The organism is Enterobacter cloacae complex sp. ECL414 (assembly GCF_021869685.1).
GTDB lineage: Bacteria > Pseudomonadota > Gammaproteobacteria > Enterobacterales > Enterobacteriaceae > Enterobacter > Enterobacter kobei.
This window is the reverse complement of sequence record NZ_CP091481.1, coordinates 3764374-3779497: the sequence shown is the minus strand read 5'-3', so window position 1 is coordinate 3779497 and position 15124 is coordinate 3764374. Positions and strand designations below refer to the sequence as shown.

Annotated in this window: 16 protein-coding genes; 14 read left to right on the top strand and 2 right to left on the bottom strand. The window is 57.1% G+C overall.

Going from position 1 to position 15124, the window contains the following annotated elements:
* Positions 1-16: 16 nt before the first annotated feature.
* Positions 17-379 carry a 6-carboxytetrahydropterin synthase QueD gene (gene queD / locus L3068_RS18200; protein WP_117580998.1) on the bottom strand — a complete coding sequence of 121 codons (363 nt, stop codon included), beginning with the start codon at positions 377-379 and terminating at the stop codon, positions 17-19.
* A gap of 306 nt (positions 380-685) precedes the next feature.
* On the opposite strand from queD, the gene cysJ reads away from it, so the two are divergent.
* Genes cysJ through cysH form a run of 3 tightly spaced genes read left to right on the top strand, consistent with a single transcriptional unit; the run spans position 686 to position 4953 of the window.
* Complete coding sequence (gene cysJ, locus L3068_RS18195) at positions 686-2491, top strand: NADPH-dependent assimilatory sulfite reductase flavoprotein subunit (RefSeq protein ID WP_047624233.1); 1806 nt, start codon at positions 686-688, stop codon at positions 2489-2491.
* A complete protein-coding gene (cysI, locus tag L3068_RS18190) occupies positions 2491-4203 on the top strand; it encodes an assimilatory sulfite reductase (NADPH) hemoprotein subunit (RefSeq protein WP_014885037.1) in 1713 nt (570 codons plus the stop codon). Before cysJ ends, cysI begins: the two co-directional genes overlap by 1 nt.
* A gap of 15 nt (positions 4204-4218) precedes the next feature.
* Positions 4219-4953, top strand: a complete 735-nt coding sequence (gene cysH, locus L3068_RS18185; RefSeq protein WP_014885036.1) for a phosphoadenosine phosphosulfate reductase — start codon at positions 4219-4221, stop codon at positions 4951-4953.
* Between the two features lie 71 nt (positions 4954-5024).
* Here the strand turns inward: cysH and L3068_RS18180 are convergent, their stop codons facing one another.
* A complete protein-coding gene (locus tag L3068_RS18180; RefSeq protein WP_014885035.1) occupies positions 5025-6068 on the bottom strand; it encodes an aminopeptidase in 1044 nt (347 codons plus the stop codon).
* Between the two features lie 237 nt (positions 6069-6305).
* Between L3068_RS18180 and cysG the strand changes: the two genes are divergently transcribed.
* From cysG to L3068_RS18125, 11 genes are all read left to right on the top strand, one after another.
* Positions 6306-7664 (top strand): siroheme synthase CysG, encoded by a 1359-nt coding sequence (gene cysG / locus L3068_RS18175; RefSeq protein WP_014885034.1) that lies wholly within the window; start codon positions 6306-6308, stop codon positions 7662-7664.
* Between the two features lie 9 nt (positions 7665-7673).
* Positions 7674-8582, top strand: a complete 909-nt coding sequence (gene cysD, locus L3068_RS18170) for a sulfate adenylyltransferase subunit CysD (RefSeq protein WP_008499613.1) — start codon at positions 7674-7676, stop codon at positions 8580-8582.
* 9 nt (positions 8583-8591) lie between these two features.
* Positions 8592-10016, top strand: coding sequence for a sulfate adenylyltransferase subunit CysN (gene cysN / locus L3068_RS18165; protein ID WP_014885033.1), 1425 nt, complete (start codon positions 8592-8594; stop codon positions 10014-10016).
* Positions 10016-10621: an adenylyl-sulfate kinase gene (cysC, locus tag L3068_RS18160; RefSeq protein ID WP_117580996.1), complete on the top strand. Its 606-nt coding sequence runs from the start codon at positions 10016-10018 to the stop codon at positions 10619-10621. Before cysN ends, cysC begins: the two co-directional genes overlap by 1 nt.
* A 58-nt stretch (positions 10622-10679) precedes the next feature.
* Positions 10680-11006, top strand: coding sequence for a DUF3561 family protein (locus L3068_RS18155; protein WP_014885031.1), 327 nt, complete (start codon positions 10680-10682; stop codon positions 11004-11006).
* 79 nt (positions 11007-11085) lie between these two features.
* Positions 11086-11397: a cell division protein FtsB gene (gene ftsB, locus L3068_RS18150; RefSeq protein ID WP_008499609.1), complete on the top strand. Its 312-nt coding sequence runs from the start codon at positions 11086-11088 to the stop codon at positions 11395-11397.
* Between the two features lie 19 nt (positions 11398-11416).
* A complete protein-coding gene (gene ispD / locus L3068_RS18145) occupies positions 11417-12127 on the top strand; it encodes a 2-C-methyl-D-erythritol 4-phosphate cytidylyltransferase (protein ID WP_117580994.1) in 711 nt (236 codons plus the stop codon).
* A complete protein-coding gene (gene ispF / locus L3068_RS18140; protein WP_006811766.1) occupies positions 12127-12606 on the top strand; it encodes a 2-C-methyl-D-erythritol 2,4-cyclodiphosphate synthase in 480 nt (159 codons plus the stop codon). The genes ispD and ispF overlap by 1 nt, the downstream gene beginning before the upstream one ends.
* Complete coding sequence (truD, locus tag L3068_RS18135) at positions 12603-13652, top strand: tRNA pseudouridine(13) synthase TruD (RefSeq protein WP_023338755.1); 1050 nt, start codon at positions 12603-12605, stop codon at positions 13650-13652. Before ispF ends, truD begins: the two co-directional genes overlap by 4 nt.
* On the top strand, positions 13633-14394 hold the full coding sequence (gene surE / locus L3068_RS18130) for a 5'/3'-nucleotidase SurE (protein WP_014885028.1): 762 nt from the start codon (positions 13633-13635) through the stop codon (positions 14392-14394). The genes truD and surE overlap by 20 nt, the downstream gene beginning before the upstream one ends.
* Positions 14388-15014 (top strand): protein-L-isoaspartate(D-aspartate) O-methyltransferase, encoded by a 627-nt coding sequence (locus L3068_RS18125; protein ID WP_014885027.1) that lies wholly within the window; start codon positions 14388-14390, stop codon positions 15012-15014. Before surE ends, L3068_RS18125 begins: the two co-directional genes overlap by 7 nt.
* Positions 15015-15124: the final 110 nt, after the last annotated feature.

The window sequence follows — 15124 nt, the reverse complement described above, 5'->3', positions numbered from 1 at the left end:
TTGCCGGGCTATTTTTTTACTCTCCGCGATACACGCAGCCTGCCGTGCAGGTCTCTTTGATCATCACCGCGCTCAGCAGTGGTACCAGCGGCTTCATCTGATCCCAAATCCATTTTGCCAGCACTTCGCTGGTCGGGTTTTCAAGGCCCGGGATCTCATTCAGATAGTAGTGATCCAGATGGTCGTAGGTCGGTTTAAACGCGGCCTTCAGTTCGGCAAAATCCATGATCCAACCGGTATGCGGATCAACTTCACCGGTGATCTCAAGACGCACCATAAACGAATGCCCGTGCAGACGGCCACATTTATGCCCTTCAGGAACATGCGGAAGGTGGTGGGCGGCTTCGAAGGTGAAATCTTTAAACAGTGTGGTGGACATGATCGCTCTCAGTAATGCGGAAAAAACCGCCGCATAGTACCGGAAAGCACAATTTTTAGCATTAACTAAAACGGCTCTGAAGGCGCAGCCATGGCGGTAAGGTTCTTTTCTGGTTTTTTGCTATTTATTTTCAATGATTTAGTTAACCTGTTTTATCGCTAAGAACGATAACTAAAACAGGTTAGTCCATTTGGTTATTTATTATTTCCATCCCTTCTTTAATTGTTATTATCCTCGCCGTTAACCTTATCTTCAGTTTGGATTTATTCGCTTAAAGTCCGCTTGGCTACTGGAACATAACGACGCATGACAACACAGGCCTCACCATCAAATTTGCTTCCCCTGAACCCGGAGCAACTGGCGCGCCTTCAGGCTGCCACCTCTGATTTTTCGCCCACTCAGCTTGCCTGGGTCTCCGGTTATTTCTGGGGAATGCTCAATCAGCAGCCTGGCGCTGTCGCGGGCGCACCGGCAACGGCTGTGGAAATTCCCGCTATTACGCTGATTTCCGCCTCGCAGACGGGCAACGCCCGCCGCGTGGCCGAAGCGTTGCGTGACGACCTGCTGGCCGCCAAACTGAACGTGAACCTGGTCAACGCCGGCGATTATAAATTTAAGCAAATCGCGTCAGAAAAGCTGCTGGTGGTGGTCGCCTCTACCCAGGGCGAAGGTGAACCCGCTGAAGAAGCGGTAGCGCTGCATAAGTTTCTGTTCTCGAAAAAAGCCCCAAAACTGGATGGCACGGCGTTTGCCGTGTTTGGTCTGGGCGATACCTCCTATGAATTCTTCTGTCAGTCCGGTAAAGACTTCGACAGTAAGCTGGCGGAGCTCGGCGCAGAGCGCCTGCTGGACCGCGTCGACGCGGATGTGGAATACCAGACTGCCGCCGCCGAATGGCGTGCGCGCATCGTTGAGGTGCTGAAAGCGCGCGTGCCGAAAGAGACGCCGGCGCAGGCCGCATTGACCGCCGCGGGCGTCGTCAACGATATCCATACCAGCCCTTACACGAAAGAAGCACCGCTGGCGGCAAGCCTGTCGGTGAACCAGAAAATCACTGGCCGCGACTCGGAAAAAGACGTGCGTCATATCGAAATCGATCTCGGTGACTCAGGCCTGCGTTATCAGCCTGGCGATGCGCTGGGCGTCTGGTATCAGAACGATCCGGCGCTGGTGAAAGAGCTGGTTGAGCTGCTGTGGCTGAAAGGTGATGAGCCTGTCACCGTTGACGGCAAAACCCAGTCGCTTTCTGATGCGCTGCAGTGGCATTTCGAACTGACGGTCAACACTCCGAACATCGTCGAAAATTACGCCACCTTAACGCGCAGTGAATCGCTGCTGCCGCTGGTGGGCGACAAAGCGAAACTGCAGCATTACGCCGCGACGACCCCGATTGTCGATATGGTGCGTTTCTCTCCGGCGCAGCTGGATGCCGATGCAGTGGTCGGGCTGCTGCGTCCATTGACCCCGCGCCTCTACTCCATCGCCTCTTCTCAGGCAGAGGTGGAGAGCGAAGTGCATATCACCGTGGGCGTGGTGCGTTATGACATCGAAGGCCGCGCCCGTGCGGGTGGGGCATCAAGTTTCCTGGCGGACCGCGTGGAAGAAGAGGGCGAAGTGCGCGTCTTTATCGAGCACAACGACAACTTCCGTCTGCCGGCAAACCCGGAAACCCCGGTGATCATGATTGGTCCAGGCACCGGTATTGCGCCGTTCCGCGCCTTTATGCAGCAACGTGCGGCGGACGACGCGCCAGGCAAAAACTGGCTGTTCTTCGGCAACCCGCACTTTACCGAAGATTTCCTCTACCAGGTTGAGTGGCAGCGTTACGTCAAAGAGGGCGTGCTGACCCGTATCGATCTGGCCTGGTCCCGCGACCAGAAAGAAAAAGTCTACGTACAAGACAAACTGCGCGAACAGGGCGCAGAGCTGTGGCGCTGGATCAATGACGGTGCCCACATTTATGTCTGCGGCGACGCCAATCGCATGGCGAAAGACGTTGAGCAGGCACTGCTGGAAGTGATTGCCGAATTCGGCGGTATGGATGCCGAAACGGCGGATGAATTTTTAAGTGAGCTGCGCGTTGAGCGCCGTTATCAGCGAGATGTCTACTAATGAGCGAAAAACATCCAGGGCCACTGGTGGTCGAAGGTAAACTGACAGACGCCGAGCGCATGAAGCTGGAAAGCAACTACCTGCGCGGCACCATTGCTGAAGATTTGAATGACGGTCTCACCGGCGGTTTTAAAGGTGACAACTTCCTGCTGATCCGTTTCCACGGTATGTACCAGCAGGACGACCGCGATATTCGCGCTGAGCGTGCCGAACAGAAGCTGGAGCCGCGTCATGCGATGCTGCTGCGCTGCCGTCTGCCGGGTGGGGTCATCACCACCAAACAGTGGCAGGCGATTGATAAATTCGCTGGCGAAAACACGATCTACGGCAGCATCCGCCTGACCAACCGTCAGACCTTCCAGTTCCACGGTATTCTGAAGAAGAACGTGAAGCCGGTGCACCAGATGCTCCACTCCGTTGGGCTGGACGCACTGGCTACCGCCAACGACATGAACCGTAACGTGCTTTGCACGTCGAACCCGTACGAGTCTGAGCTGCATGCCGAAGCGTATGAGTGGGCGAAGAAGATCTCTGAGCATCTGCTGCCGCGCACCCGCGCCTATGCAGAGATTTGGCTCGATCAGGAGAAAGTCGCGACCACCGATGAAGAACCGATTCTCGGCCAGACCTATCTGCCGCGTAAGTTCAAAACCACGGTCGTGATCCCGCCGCAGAACGATATTGACCTGCACGCCAACGACATGAACTTCGTGGCGATTGCCGAAAACGGCAAGCTGGTCGGCTTTAACCTGCTGGTGGGCGGGGGCCTGTCCATTGAGCACGGTAACAAGAAAACCTACGCCCGCACCGCGAGCGAGTTTGGTTTCCTGCCGCTGGAGCACACGCTGGCGGTGGCGGAAGCCGTGGTCACGACCCAGCGCGACTGGGGTAACCGTACCGACCGTAAAAACGCGAAAACCAAATATACCCTCGAGCGCGTGGGAGTGGAGACGTTCAAAGCGGAAGTGGAGCGTCGCGCGGGGATCAAATTTGAGCCAGTCCGTCCTTACGAATTCACCGGTCGCGGCGATCGTATTGGCTGGGTGAAAGGTATCGACAATAAATGGCATCTGACGCTGTTTATCGAAAATGGTCGAATTCTGGATTATCCGGGCCGTCCGCTGAAAACCGGTCTGCTGGAAATTGCGAAGATCCACAAAGGCGAGTTCCGCATTACCGCTAACCAGAACCTGATCATTGCCGGCGTGCCGGAGAGCCAGAAGGCGAAGATCGAGACGCTGGCGCGCGATCATGGGTTGATGGATGCGGTCAAACCGCAGCGTGAAAACTCCATGGCCTGCGTGTCGTTCCCGACCTGTCCGCTGGCGATGGCCGAAGCGGAACGTTTCCTGCCGTCATTTACTGACAAAGTGGAAGCGATTCTGGAAAAACACGGCATTCCGGACGAGCATATTGTTATGCGTGTGACCGGCTGCCCGAACGGCTGCGGCCGCGCGATGCTGGCCGAGCTGGGGCTGGTGGGGAAAGCGCCGGGTCGCTATAACCTGCATCTGGGCGGTAACCGTATCGGCACACGTATTCCGCGTATGTTCCGCGAGAACATCACCGAGCCGGAAATCCTTGATTCCATCGACGAGCTTGTCGGGCGCTGGGCGAAAGAGCGCGAAGCGGGTGAAGGCTTCGGCGACTTTACGGTGCGTGCGGGCATCATTCGCCCGGTGCTCGATCCCGCAAGGGATTTCTGGGAGTAACCACGAGAGGTAATTATGTCCGTACTCGATCTAAACGCCCTTAACGAACTGCCAAAAGTCGAACGCATTCTGGCACTGGCAGAAACTAACGCCCAACTGGAAAAGCTCGACGCCGAAGGGCGCGTGGCCTGGGCGCTGGAAAACCTGCCGGGAGACTATGTGCTTTCGTCGAGTTTTGGTATTCAGGCGGCGGTGAGTTTGCATCTGGTGAATCAGATCCGTCCGGACATTCCGGTGATCCTCACCGACACCGGCTACCTGTTCCCGGAAACCTACCAGTTTATTGACGAGCTGACGGACAAGCTCAGGCTGAACCTGAAAGTCTACCGCGCGACGGAAAGCGCGGCCTGGCAGGAAGCGCGCTACGGCAAGCTGTGGGAGCAGGGCGTTGAAGGCATTGAGAAATACAATGAGATCAACAAAGTCGAGCCGATGAACCGGGCACTGAAAGAGCTTAACGCGCAGACGTGGTTTGCAGGGTTGCGCCGTGAGCAATCCGGCAGCCGTGCCACGCTGCCGGTGCTGGCAGTCCAGCGCGGAGTCTTTAAGGTGCTGCCGATTATCGACTGGGATAACCGGACGGTGTACCAGTACCTGCAAAAACACGGGCTGAAGTACCATCCGCTGTGGGACCAGGGCTACCTGTCAGTTGGAGACACCCACACCACGCGCAAATGGGAACCGGGAATGGCGGAAGAAGAGACGCGATTCTTTGGGCTGAAGCGCGAGTGCGGGTTGCACGAAGGGTAATTCCTTAACCGCCCTCTCCCTGTGGGAGAGGGTTGGGGTGAGGGCATCAGGCCGCGCTATACTTAAAAACCTCAGCCTTTCCCCGCCTTCGCCAGCTCCTTCACCAGCGGCAGCATCACTTTCACCACGTCCCGGCTGCGGTGTTCAATGCGCTGCGGCAGGGCGCTATCAATATGCTGCTGATTATCCAGCATCACGTTATGCCAGCTTGTCCCGTCCGGGAAGGCTTTCGATTTTCCCCGTTGCTGGTAGCCATCTTTTTTCCCCAGCGCCCAGTTAGTTGCTTCCACGTACAGGACCGGAATGCCCGCTTTATCGAACACTTCGCCGTCGTTGCAGCAGCCCGTTCCTCGCGGATAATTTGGATTGCCGCCCGGGTTGCTGGCGGCATACACCCCGTGGCTGCGGGCAATGGCGAGCGCCCGGTCACGCGTCAGTTTACGCACGCTACCCGGTGTACTCTGCCCGCTGTTGAAATACAGTTTATCGCCGACAATCAGGTTATCGAGGTTAATTACCAGCAGCGTATTTTTCTTCTCTTCAGCGCTCATGCGTTTAAGGAGATTCTCAGCGCCGAGCTTACCCTCCTCTTCACCGCTGGTGGCAACGAAACGAATGCCATATTGCGTCGGAATGTTCTTCATTCGCTCGGCCAGTTCGAGCATCACGCCAAGACCCGCTGCGTTATCGTCCATGCCCTGCAGCGTCAGCCCGCCGAGGTTGTTATCGGTGTCGGCATCGCTGAGCGGTGCGTAAGTATCGAGATGCGCCATGATAATAATCTGTTCCGCCGCGCGACCTTCGTGAGCCGCAATAACCGTACTGCCGGTCACGTTGTGCCAGTTTTGTGTTTTATTGCGCGAGGTATAGATATAGCGGCTGTGAAACGACCGGATATCGCTCTGGTAACCCATATCAGCAAATTGCTGGCGAATATAGTCAGCGGAGAGCATTTCCGCAGGTGAACCGGTCATGCGGCCAGGGAACACGGTGGCAATATGCCGCGCCTGCTGAGTGGCGATTTCACCATAGGGTTGATTTTTTGCCTGAGCCGGAAGAATAAAGCAAACGCCTAGCGCCAGGGCAGCAACACAGTGGCGCGTTGCGGAAAACATAGTGAGTCCTTAAAAACAGAGCAAAATTTTAACTGGCCTAGTATGAAACTGTGATCGTCCATACACAATTTGAATTGCTCTTAAATGCCCGAAAATTCGCGTGTTAAGCACTTTTTGATATTAACTTTTTCACATCGTTATTCCATTGAGTAACTACTCATTCCAATTCGTAATTTCATTCGGTCTAAGCCGCCCCCTATAGTCCCTCTATTCCTCGTTGTTAGTGAGTTGTTGCCTGTGGACTATCTGCCCTTATTTGCCGCGATTAAAGAGAAACCGGTGCTGGTTGTTGGCACGGGTGAAATTGCCGATCGCAAAATCGCGTTTTTGCAACGTGCGGGGGCGCAGGTGCGGGTAGTGGCAGAAGCGGATTTTGACGAATCACAAATCGACAGCGTAGTGCTGGTAATAGCGGCGACCGAAGATCGCGACCTGAACCGTCGTGTTTCCGACGCCGCTCAGGCCCGTTACCGTCTGGTGAACGTGGTGGACGACCAGCCGTTATGCTCGTTTATCTTCCCGTCGATCGTTGACCGTTCGCCGCTTCTGGTGGCGATCTCCTCCGGCGGGACCGCTCCGGTGCTGGCGCGCGTGCTGCGGGAAAAAATCGAAGCACTGCTGCCGACAAGCCTCGGGCGCATGGCGGAGACAGCCAGCTACTGGCGTAACCATCTGAAGACCCGGCTGACCAGCGTGGCGGAACGTCGTCGCTTCTGGGAGCGGGTGTTTCGCGGCCGCTTTGCCAGCCTGATGCAGGCCGGCAATGAGACGGCGGCGCAGAAAATTCTTGAAGACGAACTGGATAACCCTGGCAGTACGAACGGGGAGATCATTCTGGTGGGCGCAGGGCCGGGCGATGCCGGGCTTCTGACGCTGCGTGGCCTTCAGGTGCTGCAGGACGCGGACGTGGTGTTCTACGACCATCTGGTCACCGACGGCGTGCGCGAGCTGATTCGTCGCGACGCGGAGCAAATTTGCGTCGGCAAACGGGCAGGCGAGCACTCTGTGCCGCAGCACGACACCAATCAGATGCTGATTGCTGCCGCCAAAGCGGGCAAAACCGTGGTGCGTCTGAAAGGGGGCGATCCGTTTATCTTCGGACGCGGCGGAGAAGAGTTGCAGGCGGCAGCCGAAGCGGGCGTGCCGTTCCAGGTGGTGCCTGGCATTACGGCGGCATCAGCAGTAACGGCCTATGCCGGTATTCCGCTGACCCATCGCGATTATGCGCAGAGCGTCACTTTTGTGACCGGGCACTACAAGGCCGACAGCACGCCGTTTGACTGGTCGCATCTCGCCCAGAGCCGGCAAACGCTGGCGATATACATGGGCACGATGAAAGCCGCAGACATCAGCGAACAGCTGATTCAGCACGGTCGCGAGGCAGCGACGCCCGTTGCCGTGATTTCTCGCGGCACCCGCGTCGATCAGCATGTTGCTATCGGCACATTACTCGAACTTGCAGACCTGGCGAAAGATGCCCCGATGCCCGCCCTGATCGTGGTGGGGGAAGTGGTACAGCTGCACAGTACGCTCGCCTGGTTTCAACATACTACAGACTCAGAGGGGTTTGGTTCCTCTGTGGTGAATCTGGCTTAAGGAACGGTTATGGACCAAAAACGACTTACTCACCTGCGGCAGCTCGAAGCGGAAAGTATCCATATTATCCGCGAAGTGGCAGCCGAATTTTCTAACCCGGTGATGATGTACTCCATCGGTAAAGATTCCAGCGTCATGCTGCATCTGGCGCGTAAAGCGTTTTATCCGGGTACGCTGCCGTTCCCGCTGCTGCACGTCGATACCGGCTGGAAATTCCGCGAAATGTACGAATTCCGCGACCGTACCGCAAAAGCTTACGGCTGCGAGCTGCTGGTGCATAAAAACCCGGAAGGGGTGGCGATGGGCATTAACCCCTTCGTGCACGGCAGCGCCAAACATACGGATATCATGAAAACCGAAGGGCTGAAGCAGGCGCTGAACAAATACGGCTTTGATGCCGCCTTCGGCGGCGCGCGCCGTGACGAAGAGAAGTCTCGTGCTAAAGAGCGTATCTATTCTTTCCGCGATCGTTTCCACCGCTGGGATCCGAAAAACCAGCGCCCGGAGCTGTGGCACAACTACAACGGCCAGATCAACAAAGGCGAAAGCATCCGCGTTTTCCCGCTCTCCAACTGGACCGAGCTGGATATCTGGCAGTACATCTATCTGGAAAATATCGAGATCGTTCCGCTGTATCTGGCGGCTGAGCGTCCGGTGCTCGAGCGCGACGGCATGCTGATGATGATCGACGACGATCGCATCGACCTGCAGCCGGGCGAAGTCATCAAAAAACAGATGGTGCGTTTCCGTACCCTCGGCTGCTGGCCGCTGACCGGCGCGGTGGAATCCAACGCGCAGACGCTGCCGGAGATCATTGAAGAGATGCTGGTGTCGACCACCAGTGAGCGACAGGGGCGCGTGATTGACCGCGACCAGGCAGGCTCCATGGAGCTGAAGAAACGTCAGGGTTATTTCTAAGGAGCCGCCATGAACACCACTATTGCTCAACAAATTGCCAACGAAGGCGGCGTGGAAGCGTATCTGCACGCGCAACAACACAAAAGTCTGCTGCGTTTTCTGACCTGCGGCAGCGTGGATGACGGGAAAAGTACCCTGATTGGTCGCCTGTTGCACGATACACGCCAGATTTACGAAGATCAGCTCTCTTCTCTGCACAACGACAGCAAACGTCATGGTACCCAGGGTGAAAAACTCGACCTGGCGCTGCTGGTGGATGGTTTGCAGGCGGAGCGCGAGCAGGGCATCACCATTGACGTGGCCTATCGCTATTTCTCAACGGAGAAGCGCAAATTTATTATCGCCGACACCCCGGGGCACGAGCAGTATACCCGTAATATGGCGACCGGCGCGTCGACCTGCGACCTGGCGATCCTGCTGATCGACGCCCGTAAAGGCGTGCTGGATCAAACCCGTCGTCACAGCTTTATCTCCACGCTGTTGGGGATCAAACACCTGGTCGTGGCGGTCAACAAGATGGATCTGGTGAACTTCAGCGAAGAGAAATTTGAGGAGATCCGCCAGAGTTACCTGACCTTTGCCGAACAGCTGCCGGGTAATCTGGATATCCGTTTCGTGCCGCTTTCCGCGCTGGAAGGCGATAACGTCGCCTCCCAGAGTGCGAATATGCCGTGGTACAGCGGCCCGACGCTGCTGGAAGTTCTGGAGACCGTTGAAATTCAGCGCGTGGTTGATACCCAGCCGATGCGCTTCCCGGTGCAGTACGTTAACCGTCCAAATCTCGATTTCCGCGGCTTCTCCGGCACGATTGCCTCCGGCTCCGTGAAGGTGGGACAGCGTGTCAAAGTGCTGCCCTCCGGCGTAGAATCGGCAATCGCGCGCATCGTGACGTTCGACGGCGACCTCCAGGAAGCCGGGGCAGGGGAGGCGGTCACCCTGGTGCTGAAAGACGAGATTGATATCAGCCGGGGCGATCTGCTGGTCGACGCGCAGGAAACGCTGGCAGCAGTGCAGGGCGCGTCTGTGGATGTGGTCTGGATGGCGGAACAGCCGCTGACCGCAGGCCAGAGCTACGACATCAAAATTGCGGGCAAGAAAACGCGCGCCCGCGTGGACGGCATTCAGTTCCAGGTGGACATCAACAATCTCACCCAGCGTGACGTGAGCGAGCTGCCGCTGAACGGTATTGGCCTGGTGGATCTGACTTTCGATGAGCCGCTGGTGCTGGATCCGTATCAGCAGAACCCGGTAACGGGCGGCCTGATCTTTATCGACCGTCTGACTAACGTCACCGTCGGTGCGGGGATGGTTCGTGAGCCAAACGAGCAGGCGACCGTCGCCTCTGAATTCAGCGCCTTCGAACTGGAGCTGAACGCGCTGGTGCGTAAGCACTTCCCGCACTGGGGCGCCCGCGATCTGCTGGGAGGCAAATAATGGCCGCACATGATGAGAACGTCGTCTGGCATCCTCATCCGGTCACCGTCGTGCAGCGTGAGCAACTCCACGGACATCGTGGGGTTGTGCTGTGGTTTACCGGGCTGTCTGGCTCCGGTAAATCCACGGTAGCGGGCGCGCTGGAAGAGGCGCTGCATCAGAGGGGCGTGAGCACCTACCTGCTGGACGGGGATAATGTCCGTCATGGTCTGTGCAGCGATTTAGGCTTCAGCGACGACGACCGCAAAGAGAATATTCGCCGGGTGGGAGAAGTCGCCAGCCTGATGGCGGATGCGGGGCTGGTGGTGTTAACGGCGTTTATCTCGCCGCATCGTGCTGAGCGCCAGATGGTGCGTGAGCGCGTGGGGCCGGATCGCTTTATCGAAGTGTTTGTCGATACGCCACTGGCGGTCTGCGAAGCTCGCGACCCGAAAGGGCTGTACAAAAAAGCGCGTGCCGGCGAACTGCGCAACTTCACCGGAATTGACGCGGTTTACGAAGCGCCTGAATCGCCTGAGATTCACCTGGAAGGTCAACAATTGGTAACAAATTTAGTAAGCCAATTATTAGACCTGCTCAGACGGGACGATATTATCAGATCCTGAGGCGGTATCGTTCGGGAGCTGTCTTTCCGAACGATGAGTCACGGTCACAGGATTAGCTATGCGCAACAGTGAAAACTACATTATCACCACCGGGTCGGAGCCGCTCGCGACCGACGACGAAACGACCTGGTCATTTCCCGGGGCCATTATTGGCTTCGTCTCCTGGTTGCTGGCGCTTGGCATCCCGTTTCTTATGTATGGCGGCAATACGCTGTTCTTCTTCCTCTACACCTGGCCTTTCTTCCTGGCGCTAATGCCCGTCGCGGTTGTCGTCGGCATTGCGTTGCACTCCCTGTTCAATGGCAGGCTCCTGTATAGTGCCGTGTTCACTATCGCCGCCGTAGTCATCATATTTGGGCTGCTATTTTTATGGCTGATGGGTTAACTTGCGGCATAATTAAAACCCCAGAGTAGAGTCCAGCGGAAAGTTATGGGATGATGAAGCCGTTTTTTCAGGGGGCAGGATGGGTAAACTAACGCTGCTGTTGCTGGCTTTGCTGATTTGGCTGCAATACTCGTTGTGGTTCGGTAAGAACGGACTGCACGACTACAGCCGGGTGAGCGATGACGTCGCGGCTCAGCAGGCAACAAACGCCAAACTTAAGGCGCGTAACGATCAACTCTTTGCTGAAATTGATGACCTCAATGGCGGGCAGGAGGCGATTGAGGAACGCGCACGCAATGAACTCAGTATGACTAAGCCGGGCGAAACCTTTTATCGTCTGGTTCCGGATGCGTCTAAACGCAATCAGGGCTCAGCACAAAATAATCGATAATCAGGCCCAGGATTACGACATGGCAGCAACTTTTTCGGACGTCTGTGCCGTGGTGCCGGCCGCAGGTTTTGGCCGGCGCATGCAGACAGAGTGTCCCAAGCAGTACCTTTCAATTGGTGATAAAACGATCCTCGAACATGCCGTGGCGGCGCTGCTGGCGCACCCTCGGGTGACGCGAGCGATCATTGTCATCAGCCCCGGCGATGCGCGTTTTGCGCAGCTACCGCTGGCAAACCATCCACAGATTACCGTTGTTGACGGCGGCGCCGAGCGCGCCGATTCCGTGCTGGCGGGCATTCAGGCTGCCGGAGACGCGCCGTGGGTGCTGGTGCACGACGCCGCACGTCCGTGTCTGCATCAGGACGATCTGGCGCGCCTGCTGGCGCTGAGTGAAACCAGTAAAGTGGGGGGCATCCTGGCCGCTCCGGTGCGTGACACCATGAAGCGCGCCGAGCCTGGCAAGAAGGCTATCGCCCACACCGTTGAGCGCGTCGATCTCTGGCACGCGCTGACGCCACAATTTTTCTCCCGCGAATTACTCCACGACTGCTTAACGCGTGCGCTTAAAGAAGGGGCGACCATCACGGACGAAGCCTCCGCGCTGGAGTATTGCGGTTTTCACCCCGAACTGGTTGAAGGACGCGCTGATAATATAAAAGTGACGCGCCCGGAAGATTTACAGCTCGCGGAATTTTATCTTACCCGTTCGACCCATCAGGAGAAGGCATAATGCGAATTGGACACGGTTTTGATGTACACGCCTTTGGCGGAGAAGGCCCAATTATCATTGGCGGCGTACGTATTCCTTACGAAAAAGGTCTGCTGGCGCATTCTGATGGCGACGTGGCGTTGCATGCGCTGACCGACGCCCTGCTGGGTGCCGCTGCGCTGGGGGATATCGGCAAGCTGTTCCCGGACACCGATCCGGCGTTTAAGGGGGCAGACAGCCGCGAACTGCTGCGCGAAGCCTGGCGCCGCATTCAGGCCAAAGGCTATACGCTGGGCAACGTCGACGTGACGATCATCGCTCAGGCGCCGAAAATGCTGCCGCATATACCGCAGATGCGCGTGTTTATTGCTGAGGATCTGGGCTGTCACATGGACGACGTGAACGTCAAAGCCACCACCACCGAGAAGCTGGGCTTTACCGGTCGCGGCGAGGGCATTGCCTGTGAAGCTGTGGCGCTGCTGGTGAAGGCTGCCAAATGACGGACTTCGATAACCTGACTTATCTGCACGGTAAACCGCTGGGTTCTGGCATGCTGAAGGCCAGCCCTGAAGATTTCGTGGTGGTTGAGGATTTGGGGTTTGAGCCGGACGGTGAAGGCGAACATATCCTGGTACGAATTCTTAAAAACGGCTGCAATACCCGGTTTGTGGCCGATGCGCTGGCAAAATTCCTCAAAATTCATGCCCGCGAGGTGAGCTTCGCCGGACAGAAAGATAAACACGCCGTCACCGAACAGTGGCTGTGTGCGCGCGTTCCCGGCAATACGATGCCTGATTTAAGCCAGTTTGAGCTGGAAGGCTGTAAAGTGCTGGAATACGCCCGTCACAAGCGCAAACTGCGACTGGGGGCGTTGAAAGGCAATGCGTTTACGCTGGTATTGCGTGAAGTGTCCGACCGTTCAGACGTTGAAAAACGCCTCAACGCCATCAATGAACGCGGCGTACCGAACTACTTTGGCGCCCAGCGCTTTGGCATTGGCGGCAGTAACCTGCAGGGCGCGCTGCGCTGGGCACAAAGCGATGCGCCGGTGCGCGACAGGAATAAGCGCAGTTTTTGGTTGTCGGCGGCCCGCAGTGCGTTGTTTAATCAGATTGTGAGCGAAAGGCTGAAAAAACCGGACGCGAATCAAGTTGTTGTTGGCGATGCGCTACAATTAGCGGGACGCGGAAGCTGGTTTGTGGCAACGGCCGACGAAATGGCCGATGTGCAGTCGCGCGTGGACGCGAAATCGCTGATGATTACCGCCGCGTTACCTGGCTCCGGTGAGTGGGGGACGCAGGGCGACGCGCTGAGCGCTGAGCAGACGGCTGTCGCCGATGCGCAGGCATTACAATCTTTGCTGGTGCGGGAAAAAGTCGAAGCAGCACGCCGCGCGATGCTGCTCTACCCGCAGCAGCTAAGCTGGAACTGGTGGGATGACGTCACCGTCGAGTTACGCTTCTGGCTGCCGGCCGGTAGCTTTGCCACCAGCGTTGTCAGGGAACTTATCAACACCTCGGGTGATTATGCGAATATTGCTGAGTAACGATGACGGGATCCACGCGCCAGGCATTCAGACCCTGGCGAAGCACCTCCGTGAATTTGCGGATGTGCAGGTTGTGGCGCCCGATCGTAACCGCAGTGGAGCGTCTAACTCACTGACCCTGGAGTCGTCGCTTCGCACCTTTACCTTTGAAAATGGCGATATTGCCGTACAGATGGGCACACCGACCGACTGCGTCTTTCTGGGCGTGAATGCCCTGATGCGACCGCGTCCGGATATTGTTGTCTCCGGTATTAATGCCGGGCCGAACCTCGGCGACGACGTGATTTACTCCGGTACCGTGGCGGCCGCAATGGAAGGTCGTCATCTGGGGTTCCCGGCGCTGGCGGTTTCGTTAAACGGCCACACGCACTACGACACCGCCGCTGCGGTGACCTGCTCGATCCTGCGGGCGCTCGGCCGCGAGCCGCTGCGTACCGGGCGTATTCTGAACATCAACGTGCCGGATCTCCCGCTGGATGAAATTAAAGGCATTCGCGTCACACGGTGCGGCAGCCGTCATCCTGCCGATCAGGTTATCCCGCAGCAGGATCCTCGCGGCAACACGCTTTACTGGATTGGCCCTCCTGGCGATAAGTGCGATGCGGGTCCGGATACCGACTTTGCCGCCGTGGATGAAGGCTATGTTTCCGTTACGCCACTGCACGTAGATTTAACGGCGTATAGTGCGCAAGATGTGGTGTCGGGCTGGCTGGATCGCGCAGGAGTGAACGCGCAATGGTAAGCAAACGTGTACAAACTCTTCTGGAACAACTTCGCGCACAGGGGATCCGCGACGAGCATGTGCTTGAAGCGCTTGCCCAGGTTCCGCGTGAGAAATTTGTAGACGAGGCGTTTGAACACAAAGCGTGGGAAAACGTGGCGCTGCCTATTGGGCAAGGCCAGACGATTTCGCAGCCTTACATGGTGGCGCGCATGACGGAGCTGCTTGAGCTCACGCCCAATTCGCGCGTGCTGGAGATTGGCACCGGCTCGGGTTATCAGACCGCGATCCTGGCGCATCTGGTGCACCATGTCTGCTCCGTTGAGCGGATTAAAGGTTTACAGTGGCAGGCGCGTCGTCGCCTGAAACAACTTGATTTACACAATGTTTCGACACGACACGGTGATGGATGGCAGGGTTGGCAGGCTCGCGCCCCGTTCGACGCCATCATCGTGACGGCAGCCCCGCCTGAAATTCCTGCAGCCCTGTTGTCGCAGCTGGATGAGGGGGGCATTCTTGTTCTGCCCGTCGGCGATGAGCAGCAGCTCCTGAAGCGCGTTCGTCGACGTGGCGGCGAGTTTATTATCGACACCGTGGAAGCCGTGCGCTTTGTGCCTCTGGTAAAGGGGGAGTTGGCCTGAGACTCGGATTTATCCAGGGTTATTAAGGCAAATTCAGCGTATGGTGTGGCGCGAAAGATTCGTGCCATCACGGTAAATTTTAAGTCACTGGTAGTTAACACATTCCTGGG

Bases quoted from the DNA above. Each gene is read 5' to 3' on its own strand.
- queD (WP_117580998.1), bottom strand. From the start codon at position 379: ATGTCCACCACACTGTTTAAAGATTTCACCTTCGAAGCCGCCCACCAC.
- cysJ (WP_047624233.1), top strand. From the start codon at position 686: ATGACAACACAGGCCTCACCATCAAATTTGCTTCCCCTGAACCCGGAG.
- cysI (WP_014885037.1), top strand. From the start codon at position 2,491: ATGAGCGAAAAACATCCAGGGCCACTGGTGGTCGAAGGTAAACTGACA.
- cysH (WP_014885036.1), top strand. From the start codon at position 4,219: ATGTCCGTACTCGATCTAAACGCCCTTAACGAACTGCCAAAAGTCGAA.
- L3068_RS18180 (WP_014885035.1), bottom strand. From the start codon at position 6,068: ATGTTTTCCGCAACGCGCCACTGTGTTGCTGCCCTGGCGCTAGGCGTT.
- cysD (WP_008499613.1), top strand. From the start codon at position 7,674: ATGGACCAAAAACGACTTACTCACCTGCGGCAGCTCGAAGCGGAAAGT.
- cysN (WP_014885033.1), top strand. From the start codon at position 8,592: ATGAACACCACTATTGCTCAACAAATTGCCAACGAAGGCGGCGTGGAA.
- cysC (WP_117580996.1), top strand. From the start codon at position 10,016: ATGGCCGCACATGATGAGAACGTCGTCTGGCATCCTCATCCGGTCACC.
- L3068_RS18155 (WP_014885031.1), top strand. From the start codon at position 10,680: ATGCGCAACAGTGAAAACTACATTATCACCACCGGGTCGGAGCCGCTC.
- ftsB (WP_008499609.1), top strand. From the start codon at position 11,086: ATGGGTAAACTAACGCTGCTGTTGCTGGCTTTGCTGATTTGGCTGCAA.
- ispD (WP_117580994.1), top strand. From the start codon at position 11,417: ATGGCAGCAACTTTTTCGGACGTCTGTGCCGTGGTGCCGGCCGCAGGT.
- ispF (WP_006811766.1), top strand. From the start codon at position 12,127: ATGCGAATTGGACACGGTTTTGATGTACACGCCTTTGGCGGAGAAGGC.
- truD (WP_023338755.1), top strand. From the start codon at position 12,603: ATGACGGACTTCGATAACCTGACTTATCTGCACGGTAAACCGCTGGGT.
- surE (WP_014885028.1), top strand. From the start codon at position 13,633: ATGCGAATATTGCTGAGTAACGATGACGGGATCCACGCGCCAGGCATT.
- L3068_RS18125 (WP_014885027.1), top strand. From the start codon at position 14,388: ATGGTAAGCAAACGTGTACAAACTCTTCTGGAACAACTTCGCGCACAG.